This is a genomic window from Sphingopyxis sp. KK2 (assembly GCF_001990265.1).
GTDB lineage: Bacteria > Pseudomonadota > Alphaproteobacteria > Sphingomonadales > Sphingomonadaceae > Sphingopyxis.
This window is the reverse complement of record NZ_LYVN01000176.1, coordinates 1-6,999: the sequence shown is the minus strand read 5'-3', so window position 1 is coordinate 6,999 and position 6,999 is coordinate 1. Positions and strand designations below refer to the sequence as shown.

At 66.7% G+C, this 6,999-nt stretch carries 10 protein-coding genes; 8 read left to right on the top strand and 2 right to left on the bottom strand.

Translation table 11 applies throughout. The annotated features are described in order from the left end of the window. Window positions 1–144: 144 nt before the first annotated feature. The 7 genes from rpmH (at window position 145) to B1A78_RS19395 (ending at window position 4,883) form a co-directional block, all read left to right on the top strand. Complete coding sequence (gene rpmH, locus B1A78_RS19425; RefSeq protein ID WP_058808820.1) at window positions 145–279, top strand: 50S ribosomal protein L34; 135 nt, start codon at window positions 145–147, stop codon at window positions 277–279. A gap of 26 nt (window positions 280–305) precedes the next feature. Continuing rightward, the gene (rnpA, locus tag B1A78_RS19420; protein WP_077148540.1) at window positions 306–671 is read left to right on the top strand and encodes a ribonuclease P protein component; all 366 of its coding nucleotides are present in this window, start codon (window positions 306–308) and stop codon (window positions 669–671) included. Beyond that, window positions 668–880, top strand: a complete 213-nt coding sequence (gene yidD, locus B1A78_RS19415; RefSeq protein WP_077148539.1) for a membrane protein insertion efficiency factor YidD — start codon at window positions 668–670, stop codon at window positions 878–880. The genes rnpA and yidD overlap by 4 nt, the downstream gene beginning before the upstream one ends. A 33-nt stretch (window positions 881–913) precedes the next feature. Next, window positions 914–2,671 carry a membrane protein insertase YidC gene (gene yidC, locus B1A78_RS19410; RefSeq protein WP_077148538.1) on the top strand — a complete coding sequence of 586 codons (1,758 nt, stop codon included), beginning with the start codon at window positions 914–916 and terminating at the stop codon, window positions 2,669–2,671. Then, entirely contained in the window at window positions 2,668–3,339 is a 672-nt protein-coding gene (gene yihA / locus B1A78_RS19405) for a ribosome biogenesis GTP-binding protein YihA/YsxC (RefSeq protein WP_372236909.1), read from the top strand. The genes yidC and yihA overlap by 4 nt, the downstream gene beginning before the upstream one ends. Before the next feature lie 174 nt (window positions 3,340–3,513). Next, complete coding sequence (locus tag B1A78_RS19400) at window positions 3,514–4,182, top strand: glutathione S-transferase family protein (protein WP_077148537.1); 669 nt, start codon at window positions 3,514–3,516, stop codon at window positions 4,180–4,182. Window positions 4,183–4,244: 62 nt separating this feature from the next. After that, window positions 4,245–4,883: a hypothetical protein gene (locus tag B1A78_RS19395; RefSeq protein WP_077148536.1), complete on the top strand. Its 639-nt coding sequence runs from the start codon at window positions 4,245–4,247 to the stop codon at window positions 4,881–4,883. Here B1A78_RS19395 and B1A78_RS19390 read toward each other — a convergent pair. Then, on the bottom strand, window positions 4,880–5,347 hold the full coding sequence (locus tag B1A78_RS19390) for a cupin domain-containing protein (protein WP_077148535.1): 468 nt from the start codon (window positions 5,345–5,347) through the stop codon (window positions 4,880–4,882). The genes B1A78_RS19395 and B1A78_RS19390 overlap by 4 nt on opposite strands. Window positions 5,348–5,443: 96 nt before the next feature. On the opposite strand from B1A78_RS19390, the gene dapE reads away from it, so the two are divergent. After that, window positions 5,444–6,577 (top strand): succinyl-diaminopimelate desuccinylase, encoded by a 1,134-nt coding sequence (dapE, locus tag B1A78_RS19385; RefSeq protein ID WP_077148534.1) that lies wholly within the window; start codon window positions 5,444–5,446, stop codon window positions 6,575–6,577. Here dapE and B1A78_RS19380 read toward each other — a convergent pair. After that, window positions 6,574–6,999 (bottom strand): Smr/MutS family protein (locus B1A78_RS19380; RefSeq protein ID WP_077148533.1); only part of this gene is annotated, 426 nt, incomplete at its 5' end. The two genes, dapE and B1A78_RS19380, sit on opposite strands and share 4 nt — an antisense overlap.

The following is a 6,999-nucleotide window of genomic DNA, read 5'->3' as shown; positions in this document are numbered from 1 at the left end:
ACCCCGCCCCGATGGCGATTGATCGCCAAAAGCGACCGGGGCCGATTGACTTTCGGCCGAATCCCGCTTATCCGCGCCCCCATCAGTGGCCGCCCACGTTTGGCGGCCCTTTTCTGTTAGAGCCGAGATTTAGGGATAACCGCGATGAAGCGTACCTTTCAACCGAGCCGCCTGGTGCGCAAGCGTCGCCATGGTTTCCGCGCCCGCAAGGCGACCGTCGGTGGCCGCAAGGTCCTCGCGAACCGTCGCGCCCAGGGCCGCAAGAAGCTGTCGGCCTGACCGCAGCTCGCGTGTCGGCTGGCCCGATGCGCACGCTTAGCAAACGCAGCGAATTCCTGGCCGCCAACCGCGGCCTTCGCTTTCCCATGCCCGGATTCGTCCTGCTCGTACATGCGCGCGGTGACGATGATTCGGGCATGGGCATCGGTTACACCGTCAGCAAGAAGGTCGGCAACGCCGTCACGCGCAACCGGATGAAGCGCCGGCTGCGCGCGCTGTGCCGTGCCGCCTTGCCCGAATCGGGGATCGCGGGGGCGAACCATGTGCTGATCGGCCGGCCCGGCGGCAACGATATCGTCTTTGCCGAACTGGGCGAGCAACTCGACACCGCGCTCGCCCGCGCCGCGAAGAAGCTGGCGAAACGGCCCGCGGCCGAGGCGCCCGCCGCATGATCGCCAAGCTGTTGATCCTGATCGCGCGCGGCTGGCAATTGGGCCCGTCGCGCGTCCTGCCCCCGACCTGTCGCTATGCCCCGTCGTGCAGCGCCTATGCCATCACAGCGCTCCAGAAATATGGCGCGATCAAGGGTGGCTGGATCGCGACAAAGCGGCTATTGCGCTGCCATCCTTGGGGCGGCCACGGCTACGACCCCGTTCCATAATCCCCGATTAGACACGAAGAGAGACCAACCAGCGTGGACGACAAGCGTAACTGGATCACGGCATTGTTGCTGTCGGCAGCGATTCTGTTCGGCTGGAGCTTTGTGTCGGACAAATTCTTTCCGACCCCGCCGAAGCCCGATGTGACCAAGACGGTCGCGGGCGCGCCGGGCGCGGCCCCCGCCGCGACGCCCGGCGTTCCGGCGACGGGTGTGCCCGCCACCGCCGCGCCCGTTGCGCAGCCGGTCCGGTCGGTCGAGGCCGCGCTGGCCGGCGGTAACCGCATTCCGATCGAGACGCCGACGATCACGGGGTCGATCAACCTGGTCGGCGCGCGCATCGACGACATCACGCTGACCAAATATCGCCAGACGATCAAGAAGGACTCGCCCGCCGTGCGCCTGTTCGCGCCGGGCAATACCAAGTCGGCCTATTTCGCGAGCATCGGCTGGTCGATCCAGAACGCGACCCCCGCGCAGCTCGCGCTGCTGCCCAACCAGAGCAGCATCTGGACCGCGACGGGGACCAAGCTGACCCCGACCACCCCGGTGACGCTGAACTGGTCGAACGGCGCCGGGCAGAGCTTTCGCATCGAATATAGCATCGACGAGGATTATCTGATCACCGCGAAGCAGACGATGGTCAACGCCGGCACCGCGCCGCTGACCGCGAGCAGCTATGCGCTGATCGATCGTCTCGGCAAGCCCACCGATCCGCACGAACAGGACAGCTGGACGACGCACGTCGGCCCGACCGGCTTCCTCGACGCCAAGTCGACCTACACCAATTACGACGAGATCGAGGAAGCCCCCGGCCGCGCGATCTCCTATAAATCGGGCGCATGGCTCGGCTTCACCGACAAATATTGGCTGGCCGCGATCATCCCCGCGAAGGGCGAGCGCATCAGCGCATCGATGACGTCGCCGCAGGCCAATAATTACCAGATGATGTTCGCGCGTGACTTTACCGCGGTCGCCCCGGGCCGGCAGGTCACGACGACGAGCCGCATCTTCGCCGGCGCGAAGGAAGTGAGCGTCCTCGAAAATTACACCGACGATCTCGGCATCACCCGCCTGTCGCACGCGATCGACTGGGGCTGGTTCGATTTCTTCGAAATCCCGATCTTCAAGCTGCTCGACTGGCTGTTCAAGCAGGTCGGCAACTTCGGCGTCGCGATCATGGTGCTGACGCTGATCATCCGCCTGCTGATGTTCCCGATCGCCAACAAGCAGTTCGCGTCGATGGCGCAGATGCGCCTCGTCCAGCCCAAGATGAAGGCGCTGCAGGAACGGTATAAGGACGACAAGCAGAAGCAGCAGCAGGAGCTGATGAAGCTGTACAAGGACGAGAAGATCAACCCGCTGGCGGGCTGTCTTCCGATCCTGATCCAGATCCCGATCTTCTATGCGCTGTACAAGGTGCTGATGCTGACGATCGAAATGCGCCACCAGCCCTTCGCGCTGTGGATCAAGGATCTGTCGGCGCAGGACCCGGCGATGATCCTGAACCTGTTCGGCTATCTCAAGTTCACCCCGCCGTCGCTGCTGAGCATCGGCGTGATGGCGGTGATCCTGGGCGTCACCATGTGGCTGCAGTTCCGCCTGAACCCGCCGCCGACCGACCCGGTGCAGGCGCAGGTGTTCAAGATCATGCCGTGGATGTTCATGTTCATCATGGCGCCCTTTGCCGCGGGCCTGCTGCTGTACTGGATCACCAACAACTGCCTGTCGATCGCGCAGCAGCAGTGGATGTACCGCAAGTTCCCGGCGCTGAGGGCGGCGGCAGCGAAGTGAGCGACGACCAGCAAGCCGACCCATCTGGGCCCGGGATCGATCCCGAGCGCCCCGAGCGCGCGCGCAAGCTGTTCTCGGGACCGATCGCCTTCCTGAAGTCGGCGCCGGCGCTCGAGCATCTGCCCGCGCCGGGCGTGCCCGAAATCGCGTTCGCGGGCCGGTCGAACGTCGGCAAGTCGTCGCTGCTCAACGCGTTGACCAACCGCAACGGACTGGCACGCACCTCGGTCACCCCCGGGCGGACGCAGGAGCTCAACTATTTCGACGTCGGGGCGCCTTTGGTGTTCCGGCTGGTCGACATGCCCGGTTACGGCTTTGCCAAGGCGCCGAAGGATGTCGTCAAGAAATGGCGCTTCCTGATCAACGATTATCTGCGCGGGCGGCAGGTGCTGAAGCGCACGCTGGTGCTGATCGACAGCCGCCACGGGATCAAGGACGTCGACCGCGACGTGCTGGAAATGCTCGACACCGCGGCGGTAAGTTACCGCATCGTGCTGACCAAGGCCGACAAGGTGAAGGCGACCGACCTCGCCGCCGTGCTCGCCGCGACCGAGACCGAGGCGCGCAAGCACCCCGCTGCGCACCCCGAGGTGATCGTCACCAGCAGCGAAAAGGGCATGGGCATCGCCGAGTTGCGGACGGCGGTGCTGGAGGCGGTGGAGGTATAAACCTCCCCTCCCGCTTGCGGGAGGGGAGTTGCAGGTCGAATGTGCCCCCAGCACATTCTTTACCAGCCGGGGGCTGGTAAACCTGCGACTGGGAGGGCATGTTCCGACCCGACCGTGGCCTTACAGGCCCTCCCCTAGCCCCTCCCGCAAGCGGGAGGGGAATCCGGAGACCCCATGAAACTGTTCATCGGCAATAAGGCGTACTCGAGCTGGAGCCTGCGCGGCTGGCTGGCGGCCAAGCATAGCGGGCTGCCGTTCGAGGAGGTCACCGTCCCGCTGTACGACGAGGACTGGTCGAACCGCCGCGAGGGTGACGAGTTCGCGCCGTCGGGCGGCAAGGTGCCGATATTGTGGGACGGCGACGACATCGTCGTGTGGGACAGTCTGGCGATCGTCGACTATCTCGACGAAAAGACCGGCGGGACGCGTGGCTATTGGCCGACCGACATCGCCGCGCGCGCGATGGCACGGTCGATGGCAGCCGAAATGCATTCGAGCTTTGCCGCACTGCGCCGCAACCACAGCATGAATATCCGCCGCATCTATCCGGCGGCCGAGCTGTCGCCTGAGGTGCAGGCCGATGTCGTGCGCATCCTGCAGATCTGGGCCGAGGCGCGCGCGCGCTTCGGCGGCGAAGGCGATTTCCTGTTCGGCGCATGGTCGGCGGTCGACATGATGTTCGCGCCGGTGGTGACGCGCTTCATCACTTACTCGATCCCCTTGCCGCGCTTTGCCCTGCCCTATTGCCAGGCGGTGATCAGCCATCCGTGCATGCAGGAATGGATCGGCGGCGCGCAGGCCGAAGACTGGGTGATCGAGCAGTTCGAGAAGGCCGAGGGTTGAGGTGTCGCCGCGATGAACGCGGCGTTCAGCCCGGGCTGCATCGGAGGCGGTAAGAGGGCGACATGAAGAAGATCCTTCTCGCCTCCGTCCTCGCGCTTGGTACCGCCGTCGTCGCCGCCGCCGCACCCGCCGCTTCGGGCTGGGAGATCGGTCCGATCATCCGCGGCAAAAACCATTCGGTGAACATGCCGCTCGCGCCGCGGCCCGAACGCGGCGGCTGGTCGTTCGACTTTCCCGTCGGCAGCAAGGCGGCGGGGCATGTCCATTATGTGACCTTCCGCCCCGGATCGCTCGCGGGCAAGTCGCGGATCGTGATGCGCTATCGCGTCGACGCCCGGGCGGGCACGCGCTTCGTGCCGCAGGCGAACCCCGACCGCGCGGGCACGGTGTCGCTCTATTTCCAGCGGCGCGGCGACAATTGGAACGCGCGCGGCCATTACCAATATTATCGCTGGTACGCGCCGGCGGCGAGCGTGAAGGAGCTGGCGCCGGGGGTGGGCGAAATCAGCGTCAGCCTCGACGACCCGCAGTGGATTTCGGTGCTGGGGCAGCCGGCGGCGAAGAGCCCCGGCGCGATGCGCGAGGCGCTCGCCGATGTCGAACGGGTCGGGCTGGTGTTCGGGTCGTCGAACGCGCGCGGACACGGCGTCTATGCGACGGCGCCCGCGAAATTCACGATGACGGGGTTCCGGATCGACTAGGGTATGCGCTTCGCCGGATAGGGCGTGCCGTCCTTGTGGAAATAGCCGTCGGGGCCGAACAGCATGTCGATGTCCGAATAGCCGCCGCCGATATCATATTTCTTGCCGCCGCCGAGCGCGACGAGGATGCAGTCGGCGTCCGATTCGTTGACGAGGTGATGGCCGTTGGTGCTGCCCTTCGGCCACACCGCAATGTCGCCGGGGCGCATCGGCCAGCGGCCTTCGTCCTCGACGAGCGTCGCTTCGCCCGCGATCATGATCACCATCTCGTCCTCGCCGTCGTGCCAGTGGCGCTGCGACGACATCGCGCCGGGTTTGAGGGTGACATGGCTCGCGGCGAAATCGCTGATCCCGGTGACGGGGGCGAGGCGGCGGTACCAGCGGCCCTGCACCGCCGCGTCATAGGGCGCGGGATAGCCGGTCGCATTGGTTTGCGGGATGGCGTCGAGATCGAGCTTGGGCATGGCGCAGTCCTGCTTTTCGTTCTTCCTTTGTTTCGCACAATCGGCGCGCGATGCAAAGCCTCGACTTCGCGGCGCGCGAGGGCGTAAAGGGCGGGGATGACCCATGCCATCGACCCCGTAGAACTCGCGAGCGCACTGATCGCCGCCCCCTCCGTCACCCCCGCCACCGGCGCGGTGTTCGACGTGCTCGAGGCGGCGCTCGTCCCGCTGGGGTTCACCGTCGAGCGCTTCATCGACGGGATCGAACCCGACGGGCCGGTCGAGAACCTGCTCGCGGTGCGTCAAGGCAAGGGGCCGCGGCATTTCGGCTTTGCCGGGCACCTCGACGTCGTGCCGCCGGGGGTGGGCTGGACGGGCGATGCCTTTGCGCCCGAGGTACGCGGCGAACTGCTCTACGGGCGCGGGGCGGTCGACATGAAGGGATCGATCGCCGCCTTCGTCGCGGCGGCGGCGGCGATGCCGGCGGAGGCGGGGACGATCAGCCTGATCATCACCGGCGACGAGGAAGGCCCCGCGATCTTCGGCACCCGCGCGCTGATGGAGCATATGGCGGGGCGCGGGGTGACGCCCGACATGATCGTCGTCGGCGAGCCGACGTCGGTGAACCGGCTCGGCGACATGGTGAAGATCGGACGGCGCGGGTCGGTCAATATCTGGATCGACGTGCCCGGGACGCAGGGACATGTCGCCTATCCGCACCTCGCCGACAATCCGATCCCCAAGCTGGTCCGGATCATGGCGGCGATCGACGCGGTGGCGCTCGACGAAGGGAATGACTGGTTCCAGCCGTCGAACATCGAGTTCACCGACATCGAGGTCGGCAATGGCGCGACCAACGTCATCCCCGCGTCGGCGCGCGCGCGGCTGTCGATCCGTTTCAACGACGGACACAAGGGCGCCGGGCTGGTCGCGATGATCGAGCGGATCGCGCACGATGTCGAGCCCAAGGCGAAAGTGCTGGGCAAGGTGTCGGGCGAGGCGTTCCTGACCCCGCCGGGCGATCTGTCGGGGCTGGTCGCCGAGGCGATCCATGCCGAGACCGACATCATGCCCGAAATGTCGACGACGGGAGGGACGTCCGACGCGCGTTTCCTGCACGCGCTGTGCCCGGTGGTCGAATTCGGGCTGACCAATGCGACGATGCACAAGCTCGACGAAGCGGTCGCGGTCGCCGACCTGCACAAGCTGGCGGCGATCTATCGCGGGATATTGGTGCGCGCGCTCTGCTAGTCGTCGCGGGCGCGGCGCAGGATGACATAGACCGCGCCGGCGCCGCCATGGCTGATATGCGCGGGGCGCAGCGCAACGATCTGGTCGGCGTAGGGCGAGTAAGCGAGCCAGTCGGGGAGCGAGGCGCGGATCGCGCCGCGTGGGCGCGGATCGCCGTGCATCTGCGGCAGGCGGTCGGCACCGGGGCGGAGACGGCCGGCGACCACCAGGAGAAGGCGCGCGCCGCGGATCAGCGCGCGGTGGATGCTGTCATCGAGCAAGGCCTGGGCCGAGGCCAGCGTGTGGCCGTGGAGGTCGATGCTCATGTCGGGGCGGACGAGCCCCTTGCGCAGGCGGCGGTCCCAATGGCCGTCGAGCGTCGCGCTGCTGTGCGTGCGGCGCGGCGGCGGGAGCGGCGACGGCGCGCGGACAGCGGCAGGCGG